The sequence below is a fragment of the Streptomyces sp. NPDC058576 genome, assembly GCF_042718715.1.
GTDB lineage: Bacteria > Actinomycetota > Actinomycetes > Streptomycetales > Streptomycetaceae > Streptomyces.
This window is the reverse complement of sequence record NZ_JBHXPF010000006.1, coordinates 41,912-55,168: the sequence shown is the minus strand read 5'-3', so window position 1 is coordinate 55,168 and position 13,257 is coordinate 41,912. Positions and strand designations below refer to the sequence as shown.

13 protein-coding genes and 4 pseudogenes are annotated in these 13,257 nt (G+C 69.3%); 3 read left to right on the top strand and 14 right to left on the bottom strand.

Annotated elements, in window-relative coordinates; genetic code table 11:
• Positions 1-23 precede the first annotated feature (23 nt).
• The 4 genes and pseudogenes from ACFWRV_RS06935 to ACFWRV_RS06920 all read right to left on the bottom strand — a co-directional run.
• A complete protein-coding gene (locus tag ACFWRV_RS06935) occupies positions 24-833 on the bottom strand; it encodes an ABC transporter permease (RefSeq protein ID WP_384329338.1) in 810 nt (269 codons plus the stop codon).
• Positions 830-1,837, bottom strand: a complete 1,008-nt coding sequence (locus ACFWRV_RS06930) for an ATP-binding cassette domain-containing protein (RefSeq protein WP_384329335.1) — start codon at positions 1,835-1,837, stop codon at positions 830-832. The genes ACFWRV_RS06935 and ACFWRV_RS06930 overlap by 4 nt, the downstream gene beginning before the upstream one ends.
• A gap of 209 nt (positions 1,838-2,046) precedes the next feature.
• A pseudogene (locus ACFWRV_RS06925) lies at positions 2,047-2,568 on the bottom strand (ETEC_3214 domain-containing protein); the annotation flags it as partial.
• Positions 2,569-2,608: 40 nt separating this feature from the next.
• Positions 2,609-2,842, bottom strand: a pseudogene (locus tag ACFWRV_RS06920) (ETEC_3214 domain-containing protein); the annotation flags it as partial.
• 672 nt (positions 2,843-3,514) lie between these two features.
• Here ACFWRV_RS06920 and ACFWRV_RS06915 point away from each other — a divergent pair.
• Complete coding sequence (locus ACFWRV_RS06915) at positions 3,515-4,495, top strand: hypothetical protein (RefSeq protein WP_384329332.1); 981 nt, start codon at positions 3,515-3,517, stop codon at positions 4,493-4,495.
• A gap of 26 nt (positions 4,496-4,521) precedes the next feature.
• Here the strand turns inward: ACFWRV_RS06915 and ACFWRV_RS06910 are convergent, their stop codons facing one another.
• The 7 genes and pseudogenes from ACFWRV_RS06910 to ACFWRV_RS06880 all read right to left on the bottom strand — a co-directional run bounded on the left by ACFWRV_RS06910 (position 4,522) and on the right by ACFWRV_RS06880 (position 8,703).
• The gene (locus tag ACFWRV_RS06910) at positions 4,522-4,872 is read right to left on the bottom strand and encodes a tetratricopeptide repeat protein (protein WP_384329329.1); all 351 of its coding nucleotides are present in this window, start codon (positions 4,870-4,872) and stop codon (positions 4,522-4,524) included.
• A gap of 271 nt (positions 4,873-5,143) precedes the next feature.
• Positions 5,144-5,365: pseudogene (locus ACFWRV_RS06905) on the bottom strand (polyprenyl synthetase family protein); the annotation flags it as partial.
• Between the two features lie 89 nt (positions 5,366-5,454).
• Positions 5,455-6,147, bottom strand: coding sequence for a DJ-1/PfpI family protein (locus ACFWRV_RS06900; RefSeq protein ID WP_384329326.1), 693 nt, complete (start codon positions 6,145-6,147; stop codon positions 5,455-5,457).
• A 28-nt stretch (positions 6,148-6,175) separates the two neighbouring features.
• Positions 6,176-6,964 (bottom strand): hypothetical protein, encoded by a 789-nt coding sequence (locus ACFWRV_RS06895; RefSeq protein ID WP_384329323.1) that lies wholly within the window; start codon positions 6,962-6,964, stop codon positions 6,176-6,178.
• Entirely contained in the window at positions 6,961-7,926 is a 966-nt protein-coding gene (locus ACFWRV_RS06890; protein WP_384329320.1) for an ATP-binding cassette domain-containing protein, read from the bottom strand. The genes ACFWRV_RS06895 and ACFWRV_RS06890 overlap by 4 nt, the downstream gene beginning before the upstream one ends.
• A complete protein-coding gene (locus tag ACFWRV_RS06885) occupies positions 7,923-8,228 on the bottom strand; it encodes a DUF3817 domain-containing protein (protein ID WP_384329317.1) in 306 nt (101 codons plus the stop codon). The genes ACFWRV_RS06890 and ACFWRV_RS06885 overlap by 4 nt, the downstream gene beginning before the upstream one ends.
• A gap of 1 nt (position 8,229) precedes the next feature.
• Complete coding sequence (locus ACFWRV_RS06880; protein WP_384329314.1) at positions 8,230-8,703, bottom strand: hypothetical protein; 474 nt, start codon at positions 8,701-8,703, stop codon at positions 8,230-8,232.
• Positions 8,704-8,795: 92 nt separating this feature from the next.
• Here ACFWRV_RS06880 and ACFWRV_RS06875 point away from each other — a divergent pair, with 92 nt between their 5' ends.
• Positions 8,796-9,293: a MarR family winged helix-turn-helix transcriptional regulator gene (locus ACFWRV_RS06875; RefSeq protein WP_384329311.1), complete on the top strand. Its 498-nt coding sequence runs from the start codon at positions 8,796-8,798 to the stop codon at positions 9,291-9,293.
• 59 nt (positions 9,294-9,352) lie between these two features.
• Here ACFWRV_RS06875 and ACFWRV_RS06870 read toward each other — a convergent pair.
• Positions 9,353-9,688, bottom strand: a pseudogene (locus ACFWRV_RS06870) (GNAT family N-acetyltransferase); the annotation flags it as partial.
• Positions 9,689-10,611: 923 nt separating this feature from the next.
• On the opposite strand from ACFWRV_RS06870, the gene ACFWRV_RS06865 reads away from it, so the two are divergent.
• Positions 10,612-10,791, top strand: a complete 180-nt coding sequence (locus ACFWRV_RS06865; RefSeq protein WP_384329308.1) for a hypothetical protein — start codon at positions 10,612-10,614, stop codon at positions 10,789-10,791.
• A gap of 398 nt (positions 10,792-11,189) precedes the next feature.
• Here the strand turns inward: ACFWRV_RS06865 and ACFWRV_RS06860 are convergent, their stop codons facing one another.
• Both ACFWRV_RS06860 and ACFWRV_RS06855 read right to left on the bottom strand, forming a co-directional pair.
• Positions 11,190-11,423 (bottom strand): hypothetical protein, encoded by a 234-nt coding sequence (locus ACFWRV_RS06860; protein ID WP_384329305.1) that lies wholly within the window; start codon positions 11,421-11,423, stop codon positions 11,190-11,192.
• 646 nt (positions 11,424-12,069) lie between these two features.
• Positions 12,070-13,248: an amidase domain-containing protein gene (locus ACFWRV_RS06855; protein WP_384329302.1), complete on the bottom strand. Its 1,179-nt coding sequence runs from the start codon at positions 13,246-13,248 to the stop codon at positions 12,070-12,072.
• Positions 13,249-13,257 lie beyond the last annotated feature (9 nt).

Here is a 13,257-nt window from a genome sequence, read left to right as displayed (position 1 = left end):
CGGATTTGAGGAGCTGAGCGGCATCAGCCGCGCGAAACCCGGCCGCGGAGGGCGGTGAAAGCAAGCGTGAAGCTCGCCGATCCCACGCCGATGATGGCGAGCAGTCCAGGCCAGAGATCGGCCCATACCCATCCGCTGCTCAGGAGCGAACGCAGGGCGGCGAGGATGTAGGTGACGGGGTTGTAGTCGGCAATGGTGGCCAGCCATCCAGTGAGCGCGTCCTGCGGCAGGAACGACGTCGTGAGGAAGGCGAAGGGGAAGAACAGCAGGAACGATGAGTTCACGGCTCCGGGGCTGCCGGTGCGCAGGGCGATGGCATAGGGGAAGCCTGTGTATGCGAGGCCCCACAGGCCGGCGATGAAGACGAACACGACCGCGCCGAGCAGACCGGTGTCGAACCCCACTCCGACGGCTACACCCAGGATCAGGACCGGAACGCAGAGCGCCATGACCAGGGCGAGATCAGCGATCATCAGGCCGAGCAGCAGGGCGGAGCGGCGCATCGGGGTGAGCAGCAACCGGTCGAAGTAGCCGCTGCTGATGTCGGTGACCAGCCCGCTGGCGCGTGACACGCCGGTGACGGCGAAGATGATCGCGACCGGGAGCTGGAAGGCCCGGAAATCCTTGACTCCGGTGGCCTCGGCGACGGGTTCGAGGGCGCCGATGTTCACAACGAAGAAGAACACCGGAATGATCAGCGCCGGGATCACGGTCTCCAGGTCCCGGGGGATGGATCGCAGCGCGCGGATCGCAACGGAAACCAGGTCCCGGGGGAAGCCGGCTCGGCGGCCCTCGACGCGCGCTGGGTGATGTTGCTCGCGGGTGGTGGTCATCGGGGCTCCGTGGTGGACCGGCGATCGGCGTCGACCGGGATGGCCGCGCGGTTGCGGGTGGCGATCCGCTCTCCGGTGACGGAGAGGAACACGTCGTCCAGGGAAGGCCGGCGCAAGGAGAGTTCCTGGACGACGATTCCCGGCGCTTCGGAAAGCGCGACAGCTACAGGACTGATCGCGGACGGGCCGTCGGAGACGCTCACGGTCAGCGACTGGTCGCCGGTGTCGATGCGCTGGACGACGTCGAGGCGCTGAAGGGCACGGCGAGCTTCGGGGAGCGGACCTTCGAAGGTCACGACGACGACGTCGGTCCCGATCGCCCGCTTGAGTTCGGCAGGGGTACCCTCCGCCACCAGTTTGCCGCGGTTGATGATGCCCACTCTGTCCGCGAGCTCGTCGGCCTCCTCCAGGTACTGAGTCGTGAGGAACACCGTCATGCCGAGCTCCCTGTTCAGACGGCGTACCTCCTGCCAGACGCGGGACCTGCTCACCGGGTCCAGCCCGGTGGTGGGCTCGTCCAGGAACAGCACCACAGGATCATGGACGAGGGCCAGCGCCAGGTCCAGACGTCGCTTCATGCCGCCGGAGTACGTGCCGACGCGCCGCCCGAGGGCGTCACCGATGTCGATGAGCTCGGTCAGCTCCGCCACCCGGGCTTGGGTGGCGGCGCGTGACAGACCGTAGAAGCGGCCCTGCAGAGCCAGCATCTCGGCGCCGGTCTGCTGATCGTCCAGAGCAGCCTCCTGCAACGCGACGCCGACTCGCAGCCGCACCTCGTCGGCTTGGGTGGTGACGTCGAAGCCCGCGACCTCGGCACGGCCGCCGGAGGGGTTGATCAGCGTGCAGAGCACCCGGGTGAAGGTGGACTTGCCGGCACCGTTGGGGCCCAGGAAGCCGTACACCTCACCGGAACGCACGGCGACATCCACCTCGTCGAGCGCGACCAGCTTTCCGAAGCGCCGCACCACGCCCTCAGCCGAGATGGCGATCTCAGAGGAGACCATGCACGTACTCCCGTCTTCCAGGGCGCTCGGTTGTCGGTGGGCCGACCGCGGGGTCCGGAACTCCGACGGTGGTGATAGGTGCTTTCGTATCCCACCAGAGGGCACGCAGGTTCGCCACACAGCCGCAGGGTGCTGACTCTCCTTACCCTGTGCTGGGCCTTCTCACGAGGCGCCCGCTGTCGTGTCGCCACGTGCGGAGGAAGCACCGCTCAGATCCCCTTGCCGCAGACACCGGAGCGAGGACGCGCTCGGGCGCTGAAGCGAGAGTCAGCACATGACGCTGTGACTCCACGGGTTCCTGGCCCCACGGACTCCCGCAGGGCAGGAGCGGTTGAGACTGATGTCGGCCTTCGTGCGAACGAGCCGAGGAGGCTACGGGAGAAGGCCTTCCCGGAGCTCTCGGTTGCGATGTTTCCAGCGCTCGACCGCAGCCAGGCGCTGTAGTGCCTGGTGGTCAGCGCGATGCGTGCGGGGTGGCGGAGTTCGAGGAGCCGGACGGTGTCGAGGTCGGGTGCGATGCCGCGGGGGAGCGCCCCCTCCAGGTCTATCGCGGGGCTGATGACGAGTACGGAGTTGATACGGGCGGTGCGGCGGTAGGCGGCTACGTCTTCGGTAGCCCAGGAGTCTCCTTGGCATCCGATCGGCGGAGCGAGTGGGGAGCCGGCGTCGCTCAATCCCACCGCCCAGCGGAGGTAGCCGCCGGGGTTCCCGAAGTAGTGCTCCTCGGCGTAGCTGAAGCGGCGTGGTGGTTCGGTGCGGTCCGATGGACACCCGCGGGCGGAAGAGCCGACTGCGGGTGGTGAGGGAGTACATCAGCACGTCGTCGTGCTCGTTGCACCAGGTGACGAGGTAGCCGAGCAGGCCCAGCGGCCACGTTCGCACCGTCAGCTCGACGTCGTCGAGGACGGGCTCGGACTCACCTCCTTCGATGCCGCTCCCGTATATCCGTACCGTCCTCTTGTGCTGCCAGGCGGGCTCGCCGAACTGCTCCGTGAGGTAGTCCACGTGCTCCGAGGTTGCCGGTTTGGCCCCTCGGAGAGGTGGCTTTGCGGTGCGGCCGGACGCGACGGCGGCTCTCGACCAGCCCCGCCCGCGCGCACGTGGCAGACCACTCCGCTGTTCTCCGTCACTCGGCCGTTTCGGGGTTTCCCGGTGTGCGCCGCCGTCGCGGTGGGGGTTGCTCGTGGGTTGTCCAGTGGGTGGTCGTCGCTTCGGTGTCGGGGTGGTGTGGGGGTGGTGTGTGGGGTGGTGTGGTGGCTCGGTGGTGTGGTTGGCGGTCCGGTATCCGGTGGGCTTTCACCGGTTGCCGTGGGCTGGTGCCGTGCGCGTCCCAGGCGAACCGGGGGCGCTTTTTCAAACATTAGAAGGGGGGAGCCAGTTAGTGGGTATTGGGTGCAATAGCACCGATCCGGGAATTCGGATAGCGCCCCCTGGAGGAACGAAAGCGAGGCACGCCGGTGACATCCGGAACAGGCGAGAACACGACCATCAGACGACGGGAACGCCGTACCGGTACCACCCGGAACCGGCGCCTCTACATCACCTATACCGACGCCGAGCTGGAGGTCGTCACCACCGCGGCACGCCGCGAAGGACTCGCCGCCGGGGCGTGGGCCGGATGGAAGCTGATGGCCGTCGCGCAGGAGACCCTCATGCGTCCGCGGCGACATCCCCAAGATGCACACCGCCGCCCGCGCCTTCGAGGCCGCCTGGGGGCTGGCACCGATGTCGCCGCTCGACCGCACCGCGTGCCGCGCCCCGGTCACGGGGGAGAAGGAGAAGGCCTCCCGCCGCGGCCTTCCAGAGGCCGCCCGCGAGAGCCTCCAGCGCACCGTCCGCGAGGCCGCCGCCCGCGCCACCAACACCACCGACTTCCTCACCCGGCTGCGCGACGCAGGCATGCGGGTGCGTGAACACCACGACGCGAACGGCGCCCTGGACGGGTACGCGGTCGCGCTGCCCGGCGACCGCGCCGACCGCGGCAGCAGGCCCGTCTGGTTCTCCGGCCGGACCCTCGCCCACGACCTGTCCCTGCCCCGGATTCGCGAACGCTTCCACCCGCCCATGGCGCCCGCCGATCTCGCCCGCGCGCACACCCGGATCCGCGAAGCCGCGTACCTTCTAGCGCGGGCCGGCCGTGCCGAAGGTGCCGGTGAAGTCGCCGCCCTCGGCGACCTCCTGACCGTCGCCGCCGTGCAGTCCCCGACCCCGGTCCGCGACCAGATCCGTGCGGCGGCGGCCGCGTTCGAGCAGGCCTCCCGCGCCCCCGGAGCCCGCACCCTGCAAGGCGCCGCCAGCGCCAGTTTCAAGGCCTCCGCCCGTCCTGGAACACGCCCCCAGAACAGCCCGGGGCGTCGGCGCACCCGCCGTCCTGACCCTCCTGATCGCCCTCGCCGAAGCCGTCGAGGCCGCCAAAGCCTGGCACCGCGCACAGGAACACCGCGCCCAGACCCGCGCCGCCGCCCTGCTCCGCGAAGCCGCCACCCTTACCGGAGCACCGCCACCCACCCCACCCTCCCGGACCGCGCCGCGCACCGTACGGGTGACGCCTGCCGCAGGGCATGGCCCCGCCCCGCCCGCTACCGGGCGCCGACCCGGCAGCACCTGAACCCGGGGCCGCACCTGCAATCCGGCTCCGGCCCGGAGCGTTCGCGGTGAATGGGTAGGGGAGCAAGGAGATGCCCTCACCTACGGCGGGGCGTACGCCACCACCGCCTACGTCCGACCTCGGCCAGCCGGGCCTCTGCGATGGCGAGGTTGTTGCGGCTGGCGAGGCTGTCGGAGTGATCATCGCCAAGGACGCGTTCACGATCGGCGACTAAGTGCCGGTATAGATCGGCGGCCTGCAGGTGTTCGCCGAGCAGGTCCAGTGCGACGGCGAGGTTGTTGCGGATGCCGAGTGTGTCGGGGTGGTCGGGGCCAAGGCCCCGCTCGTGGCTGGCGAGGTTCTCGCGGTGGAGGTCGACGGCTTGCCGGTGCTTTTCGAGATCGTGCAATGCGTTGGCGAAGTTGTTGCAGCTGGCCTGGGTGTCCATATCGTCGGGTCCGAAATGATCATTCTCGGCGTCAAGAACACGTCGACGGGGAGAGACCTCCTCGTATGACGCCCCTGCGGCGCTGAGGATGTAAGCGAGATCGGCCAGGGTGTTGCGGGCGCCAACGAAGTTGTGGGATGTGCTGCGGTCGAGGTGGGCTGAGAGGTGAGGGGCGAGAAGGCGTGGGGTTGGCCATCCGGTCCGGCCGGGCATACCCGCGACCGCGTCCACGGCCCGGGCGAGGTGGTCGTCGAGTGCCGTGAGCCAGGTCTTCCTCCTCCGTGAGGTCGGCGTTCCCCGTGACGCGACTGAGAGCGGCCAAAGCTGCTTCGTCACCCGCCATTTCGGCTCGCGTCCGGGCGACAGCCAGCAGGTAGGTCGGCTTGCCTTCGTGGATGTCGTCGCACGACGGTTTCCCCGCTACTTCCGGATCGACGAAGACCCCGAGCAGATCGTCTCGCAACTGGAAAACGATTCCGGCGCACCGGCCAGCGAAAGGAGCTGCCTGGCGTGCGCTCGGACAGCCCCTGACAAGGGTTCACCAGTCTTCGCCGGAATCGGCGACCTGCGGCCGTGCGCGGTTCAGCTGACGGACAGCGACTGAAGCTCCCGCAGGATGCGCTCGCGCATGCCACCCGACATGAGCGACATCAAGACCGCGAGCTCCTCAGGGGCCGGGTGGGGCAGGGGCCTCGCGGGGAAGGGAGGGCCCCACACGTCGACGTCGTACTCCAGGGCGGTCTGGATCGCCCTGGCGGTGGGGGCGTCGGTGAATTGAGCGGCCACGTGCAGGGCGACGTCCAGGGACGAGACGGCGTTGGCACCCGTCACGTACTTGCCGTGGGCGACGAGCCGGTCCGGAACCTCGACCGCGCCCTGCTCGGGCAGGGGCACGGGCTGAGCCGCGACGCGGACGCCGTGCAGGAGCCCCGCCGCCCCGAGCAGGGCCCGTCCGACGCACAGGGCGGTGGTGAAGCGGGTGCCGGCGTCGACCTTGCGGATCCACGTCAGCAGCCGCTCGTCCTTGAGAGAGGGGACGATCCGGCCTCCGGGGATGTAGAGGATGTCGGCGTTGTCGATGTCGTCGATGCCGGCCTGGGCGGTCAGGACGACCGTGCCGGAATCGGAGACGACGGGTCCGGCCTTGTCGGCGACCGTCAGCACGGTGAAACCCGGGACGAGCCCGATGGCCTCGGTGAACCCGACGGCCTCCAGCGCGTTGAAGCCTTCTGGAAGGTAGACGAGTGCGGTGTATGCGGTGACCTGGTCGTTCATGGGATCTCCCTATTTCTCTCCGTCGCCGCTACTCGGTGATGTCGCGGCGGAGGAAGACAACGGCGGCGGTCAGGTAGACGGCGACGACGAACGCCGTCGCGCGCAGGACCGCCTGTGAGAAGGACAGTTCGTCGGAACCGCCGGTGGCGACGGCCGCGAGGACCTGGCCCGGCAGGATTTTCGCGGCGCCCGGCACGATCGCCGCGAGGAGGCTCTCGAAGAGGCCATAGACGAGGCCGAAGCCGATCGCTGCGATGGAGGACCGCAGCAGAAGTGCCAGCCCCGCCCCGATCGCGGCGAATCCAAGGGTGGAAGCCTGAACTCCGCCCGCGGCCCGGAGTGTGGCCCGCAGGCCGGCGGCGGTCGCCCACCCGTCTGTGGGGACGCCCCAGGCAGCCGCGGCGACATAGGCGGAGGCCAGGACGGTGGCGGTGGCCAGTGCGCTCACCGCGACGACAAGCACCGCGAGTGCCAGGGCGCGCCCTGCCAGCCATCGGGCGCGCGAGGGCAGCCGGATGAGCTGGTGGCGGACGGTGCCGGAGGTGAACTCCGTGGCAATGGACGCGGCACAGACGCTGAGGGCAACGGCGCCGAGCACCATGGCGAGACGCCCCACGAGGTTGCCGGGGACATTCGCTGCGCCCATGTCTGCCACGAGCAGCGGTGGATCGCTGAGCCGGGAGCCGCCGGGGCGGGCGGCGGTGATGAAGGTGCCCGCGGTGAGCGCCACCGCGAAGAGTGCTGCCGCGCCCGACGCTGAGAGAAGAGTCAGAGGGCGGGAGAGAATGATCCAGGAGGCGAGGAAAGAGTTCTTCACCGGGTGGCCCTGTCTTTACCGGTATGGGTGTCGGCTGTTGTCATGGCGAGGAAGGTGTCCTCCAGGCCGGAGCGGACGACGAGCTCGGCCAGGGTGATTCCGGCGTCCGCTGACGCGCGGTTGATCTCCGCCGACGCCGCCGGAGGAGCTGTGACGTGCACGCAGCCGTCCCGCTCGCCGCGCCGGGCCTGGTGGCCGAGCCCGGCGACAAGAGCGGCGAGAGGCCCCAGGTCGCCGGGGTTCTCGGGGCGCAGCAGCAGTGCTCCGGAAGCAGCGCGGTGCAGGTCATGGCTGGCCCCTTCGAAGCGGACGCGGCCATCGTGCAGGACGACCAGGTGGTCGCAGGTGTGCTCGATCTCGCCCAGCAGGTGGGACGAGACAAGGCTGGAGACGCCGTCAGCGGCCAGGTCGCGCAGCAGGCCCCTCAGCCAGATGATCCCCTGCGGGTCCAGGCCGTTGGCCGGCTCGTCCAGCACGAGGAGTCTCGGTCGCGGCAGCAGGGCGGTGGCGATCGCGAGGCGCTGGCGCATGCCGAGCGAGTACCGGCGTACTCGTTCCTTCCCGCGCCCTCCCAGTCCCGTCTGATCCAGGACCTCATCGACCCGGGAGGTAGGAATGCCGCCGAGGCGGGCGTGGACAAGGAGGTTTCGTCGTCCGGACAGTCCGTCATACAGGGCGGGTCCCTCCACGAGGGCGCCGACGGAGGGGAGGTGGGCGGCACGGTCCGCGAGGTCATGCCCGAGTACGCGGGCGGTTCCGGACGTCGGGGCCACGAGCCCGAGCAGCATGCGGACGGTCGTGGTCTTGCCCGCGCCGTTGGGGCCGACGAAGCCGGTGACGCTTCCGGCGGGGACCCGGAAGTGCAGCGGGCCGATTCGGCGGTCACCCCCGAAGTCCTTTCCCAGACCCTCGACGACGACAGCGTCCTTCCCGGGCGGCGCGTCCGGGAGGTGGCCCCTCACGAGGCACCATCCCGGCGGTCGGGCCGTGCGGCCCTCGCCACCCGCCGGAGCATGAGGGTTCCCCCGATACCGGGCACGAGGGCGTACCAGCGGCCCGGGCGCAGATGTCGTACGAGGAATCCGAACATGACGACCAGCACATACGTCATGCCGTGCAGGGGGCCGACCACGGCGGGAAGTGACTCGGCTTCGAGGAGGAAACTGTTGGCCAGGAGAACCGGCAGCGTGAGCGCCTCGGTCAGGGCGGCGATACGAACAGCCTGCGGGGGCTGATAGGTGCGGGGCTGGTGCAGCGACGTCAACTCAGGCCCCCGTGGTGGAGCCGGGACGGATGATCATCAGGACCAGCACCACGGTCCACAGCAGTGAGAAGACCCCGGTCATCATGGCCAGCGAGCGCGTGGAGGCCTCGGCGGTTGCGCGGTCCTCCGCTCCGGTCTCTCCGTCGGCGGTGGCGAGCGCCTCGGCTTGTCCGGGCAGGATCCGCGCCATCAGGAGCCCTGCGGCCAAGGCGGTCAGAACAAGCGAGACCATGACCCATGCGTCGTTGAGGACGCCCATCGACACCGCCGTGGCCACTCCCAGTACGGGCACGGCGATGCCTACCCACGCGTAGGTCCGGGTCACCCGGTGCAGCAGACGGACCTCGGGCATCCGCGCGGTGTTGCCTGCGAGAACCGCCCGCATTCTCGGTGGGAAGAGACTGCTCGCCACTGTCACGGGGCCGACGGCGAGGACGGCGGCCACCACGTGCAGGCTGAGGAAGAACTTCGACATAGGGGATCACTCACTCCACTAGTATTAGCTTAGCTAAAACTTGGGTCAGCGTAGCAGCCCGTACGGTGTGACCATCGAGAGGGAGAGAACTAGTGACCTTGACGCCCGACGGGAGCGCGAATTCACCAACGGCTGGTGGCGGACGCTCTGCCGCCCCCGCCCAAGGGGAGCCAATCCTGCTCATCGCAGCGCTCGGCCGGCAGGTCCGCGCCGAACTGGAGGTTGCGCTTGCTCCTTTGGGGCTGACCATGCGCCACCTCGGCGCGCTCGGTCATCTCTCGCGGAACCCGGAGGCGTCGATCAGTGAACTGGCGCGCCGAGCCGGGGTCAGCGTCCCCAGCATGCACGCCACGATCCGCCGCCTGGAGCAGGACGGACGCATCGAACGGGCGTCACCGACCGGGCGCGGCAACACCGCACGCCTGCGCGTTACCGAGAAGGGCCGGCAGGCTGTTGCCGACGCCCGCGAGCGAGCCGCCGAGCTCGACGAGCTTCTGCTGGGCGCACTGCCCGCCGAGACACGGAAGACCCTTGTCAGCGTGCTCCGGCGGACCGCCGAGGAGATCAATGGCCGGGCGCGGGACGCCTGACTGCGCGGCAGCGTTACAGACGGCTCGCGGATGTAGCCCTCCTCGGTGAGCCCTGCGCGTTTCATGGTGCGGGCGGAGGCGGTGTTGTGGGGGAAGCGGGCTCCCCAGACCCGGTGGAGGTCGAGGTCTTCGAAGGCGCAGGCCAGTAGCAGGCGTACGGTCTCGGTGCCGAAGCCGTTGCCCCAGACGTCCGGGTTGAGAGCGAAGCCGAAGGTCGCGGCCCTGGGTTGGTGGGGGTCCGGGGCGAGGCGGCCGAAGCCGATCAGCCGCCCGTCACCGTCGCCCGTGGCGGCGGCGACGGCCAGGGCGTACGTCGGCACCTCGGTCGCCGACAGCTTCTCCCCGAGCGCCAACGAGCGAGTCCGGAACGGACTCGAACGGCTGAAGGTCGACATCGTGCACGACGGCGTGACCGAGGCCGCAGAAGGCGTCGTCCCCCTGCGCTCGGGCGACGCTTTCCCCTCCGACCTGACCCTGTGGGCGATCGTGTCCCGGAGTCCCCGACCTCGTTGCCCGCAGCGGTCCTCCGGTCGCCGGAGAAGGCCGAGTCCTCGTCGACCCGTACCTGCGCTGCGTCGGCGACCCGCAGATCTTCGCCGTCGGTGACGGCGCGGCCGTACCCGGAGCCCGTTTCGCCTTCGCGTGCGTCGCCCCCCCAGGCGGCTCACGTAGCGAACATCCTGTCTCGGCTGGCCAAGGGTCACACCCCCAAGCCGCACGCCCTGCGTTACGTCGATCGGGCGGTGACCCTCGGACGGACGAACGCGGTCGGCCAGTTCACCCGCCGCGACGACACGCTCCGGCGAGGGTACGCAACCGGGCGCGCGGCGGTCGTGCCTAAGAAGCTGGCCACCCGCGGGGAAAAATACGGGGCCCGTGCTGCAACGGGACCATGACATCGGGGTACCTCTCGCGGACCTAGCCTCCATGACAGGCCCGGAGGCGCCGCCGGGACGGACACGGCTTCAACCGCGAGTCCGGGGGCACGTGAACTGCATGACCACTGAGGGGTTCTGCCCCTCCCCGACCGACGCTCTCTCACAGGAGTCAGAGAGCCGTGAAAGACCCTGACGACCCCAACGCAACACCTGCAGCCCTCACGACGTCGGCCCGCTCGCCCGAGTCGGCCCACGGTCTCGCGGAGACGGGTATCCCTCTGCGGCGTACAACTCGGCCTCCCCGGCGGGCAGTACCGCCCTGCTCGTCCTCGGGACCCAGGGTGCCGTCTTCTTGATCGCCTGGGAGAAGAGCAAGAAGTCCACAGCCAGTGAGCCGCCCGGAATGCCGCTTCGCGGCATCGCCCCCTAGGAGCAGGATTTTGACGATCGCACTCGGCGGAGCTCCTTCCGCCTCCCTTCACCTAACCGACCTGGCCTTCACCCCGATCGGCGACTCCGCCCTGGCGACTATCGTCCTCGGTGTCATCGCCGTGGTCGGAGTCGGCGTGGGCACGATGTTCCGCCAGCGGCGGGACGCGAACAAGAAGCGGAAGGGGTGAATGGTCGCAGCAAGGGCCGCATCCGCGGGCGACGAGGAGAAGGTGGCCGTGACGACCAGCGAGGCGAGCCGTAGGCGCCACACAGGTGCAGAGCGATGATCACGGTGGCCACGAGGGCCTGGAGCGCCAGCACGGCAATCAGCCCAGCACCGCCGGACAGGGCGCTGCCGCGGCATGGGTCGGCGGCGGACACGTCCACGATGGGATGTGTGAGATGGACGCAGTTCGCGCCGCTGTGACAGGCCGTTGAAGTTGCGAGCCAGCACGGCGGCGCCGCCCTTCGACGGGGGACCAGCCATCGCGGGTCCTTGAGGTCAATCTCGGTCCGCCACGCGCCGGCGCCGCCCGGGGACGGGCCGATCATCGTTGGCGACCTGCCGGTCGACCGTTGCGGCATGCTATTCGGTGACGCGCTGGCACTGGACTCCTGGACCATGGCCGCAGTCATAGTCAGGCGCGAACAACTCGGGAAGGGTCTTGTCGAGGGTTCCGGCGATTCGATGAATCGGTGCCCAAACCGCCGGATCGTCGACAACGCGGCTGAGGTCCGTCATCTGGAGCTTCTCCAGCCAGTGCGACAGCACCAGTGCCTCGTCACTCGTGAGCTTGATCGTGATCTGGCTATCACTCATGCACACCTCTACGGCTCGGCCTGCCCTTGACCACACGAACCTACTGGCGTCGGACCTTGACCAAACACATAGGGGCACCCCCCGCGGGCTGCGCTGGCGGGGGATGGTTCGAGGGTGACCACACCGCACGCACCGACGATCACATGACTTCGGTGAGCCAGGGTTTGCGCGTATGGATCGGCGAGCCCGGAACTCTGGGTGTACCTGGAGTCCCTGCACCACGGCGACCTCCCGTCCGGCACCGTCGCGGCGATGGAAGACCAGGTTCAGGCAGTGTTCCGGTTGGCGTGGCATCTGCCGCGTCCAGGGACGCGGGGGCTCTACGGGAATCCGGACAGGAGTGGACCGCCGTCCACGCCAACAACCGGCGCATCCGCGAGGCCGCTCACCGTCCCCTCCACCACCTTTGTTTGGCAATTGGCACCTGCGTCGGTGCCCTTCACGTCGCTCTCGCCCATCGGCTCAGCAGCGCCGACAAGGTGGGCACGCCGATGAGTGCCGTCAGTACGCCGACCGGCATCTCGCGTCACCGGGCAACTCCCCGAGAAAGACCGGGGCCCGGTGGCGCTTCTCCGGGTCGGCGACAAGCAACAGCGCCCCGCGTCCTCACGGACGCGGGGCGCTGTTGCTCGGGGGTGGCCGACCGTCAGGTGCGGTAGGCGTAGTACGCGGCGTTCGGGTAGGACGAGATGATGCTCGTCATCGAACGGCGCAGGGTGTTGGTGGAGTGGTACGTCAGGTACGGCACTCCGTTGCGGCGGGACGTGACGATCATGGTGTGGTCCTTGGACCCGTCCTTGTCGAAGTCGACCTGGAGGACGTCGCCGACGTCCAGCTGGTAGACGTTGGCGAGGCTGGTGGTGCGCTTGGAGTTCTGCGCGAACCAGGACCACTCGTTGACGCCGACGAAGGAGTGCGACTGGATGTCGGCGGTGCCGAACCAGCGCGTGTAGTCGTAGACGTAACCGGGCACGTGCTTCCAGCCGCCGGCCTTGAGGGACTGGCTGACGAAGTTGGTGCAGTCGCCGCCCGCACCGGCCCCGTTGAAATCGGGGTAGGCCGGGTTGTAGTTCGTCCAGTGCTTCTCCGCGTACGCGGCCATCGCCTGGTAGTCGTACGCGCCGCCGGTGAGGTTCTTGGGGGCGGCCGGCGGGCGCTTCGTGATGGCGGCGCGGGGCGCCGACGGTGTGGTGTTGGTGGCCTTGGCCGCCACGGTGGTGGTCATCGGCCGGGCGAGCTGGTTGACCGCGAGGTAGCCGTCGCCGGTCTCGCGGATCTTCGTGACCTTCCAGGAGCCCTCCCTGTCCGCCTTGAAGGTCAGTTCGTGGCGGGCCTGGAAACCGGTCGTGCCCGGCTCGCCGCCGGCGACCTTCGCGTAGGTCAGGGTGGTGTTCTCGGTGACCATGACGACGGCGGTGCGGCCCTTGACGGCGGTGCGGTCCAAGGTGACCTTGGTGCTGCCGGCGCTGTACTTCTCGCCGTTGCTCGCCAGCCGGTTCTTGCGGGCGTCGAGTTGCTTGCGGGCGGCGCTCTCGGTGCGGCCGATGCCGGCGGAGAGCTCCACCTTGCCGGAGAAGCCGTCGGCGAGTGCCTTCTTACCGCCGTGGCGCGGCTGGTCGACCAGCGCGTTGGTGCGGTCGGTGAAGACCGCGTCGGCCAGGCTCTGGAAGGCGGCCTTGGTCTTGGCGTCGACCTGGGGCTCGGCCGCCGTGGAGGCACCCGCGTTCCAGTTGGGCAGCAGTGCGACCCCCGCGACGGCTGATGCGGCGGCCGCCGTGAGTATCGTCGCCCGGCGTCGGGTGTGCTTGAGTCTTCTTGACTTCACTGGCGTTCT